Source organism: Mucilaginibacter agri (genome assembly GCF_009928685.1).
Classification (GTDB): domain Bacteria; phylum Bacteroidota; class Bacteroidia; order Sphingobacteriales; family Sphingobacteriaceae; genus Mucilaginibacter; species Mucilaginibacter agri.
This window is the reverse complement of sequence record NZ_WWEO01000010.1, coordinates 1-243: the sequence shown is the minus strand read 5'-3', so window position 1 is coordinate 243 and position 243 is coordinate 1. Positions and strand designations below refer to the sequence as shown.

1 protein-coding gene is annotated in these 243 nt (G+C 36.2%); it reads right to left on the bottom strand.

The features are described 5' to 3' along the window. Window positions 1-243 (bottom strand): hypothetical protein (locus GSY63_RS24625; RefSeq protein WP_208094397.1); only part of this gene is annotated, 243 nt, incomplete at both ends.

Here is a 243-nt window from a genome sequence, read left to right as displayed (position 1 = left end):
TCTCTGTATATCCGTTTTTGTTATCAGCCAGTTAAATAGGGACTCAATAGGCTGCCTAATGGTAGAGACAGCAGTGGAGAACAGATCATTTGCAGCTTTATCTCTTTGTTTGATTACCTCGTGTTGTCCTTTTATCCCCTTAACAGGTGTAAGCATGATAGAATTGGTATTTATAGCTAAATCTTTAAAGAATTCCGCATCATTGTAAATTTTATCCCCAAAGAAAGTGCGGTTGTTTATATT